Origin of the sequence: Burkholderia sp. BCC1640 (assembly GCF_902833125.1) — a bacterium.
Lineage (GTDB): Bacteria > Pseudomonadota > Gammaproteobacteria > Burkholderiales > Burkholderiaceae > Burkholderia > Burkholderia diffusa.
In genome coordinates this window covers 1-249 of record NZ_CADFEF010000206.1, presented here as the reverse complement: position 1 = coordinate 249, position 249 = coordinate 1, and the positions used below count along the sequence as shown (strand labels likewise).

The window sequence follows — 249 nt, the reverse complement described above, 5'->3', positions numbered from 1 at the left end:
CCGGTCTACAAGCGCCCGTATCGGGTGACGACGGATTCGACGCATCGCCTGCCGGTGGCGCCGAATCTGTTGGATCGGCGTTTCGACGGCTGGCGGCCCAATCAAGCCTGGGTAAGCGACATCACTGTCCGCGCCGACGGAATTTTGAGCCACCGGGCCGATTGGATTTTGAGCCGGGGTGGAGACCGGTCTATAGCAGGACCGGTTGTGGATAAGTGTATGGGTTTCCGGGGTCGTTGTCCTCCTGCG

Annotated in this window: 1 pseudogene; it reads left to right on the top strand. The window is 61.8% G+C overall.

Annotation, left to right across the window (positions count from 1 at the left end):
• Window positions 1-126: pseudogene (locus tag HWX25_RS33225) on the top strand (IS3 family transposase); the annotation flags it as partial.
• Window positions 127-249: the final 123 nt, after the last annotated feature.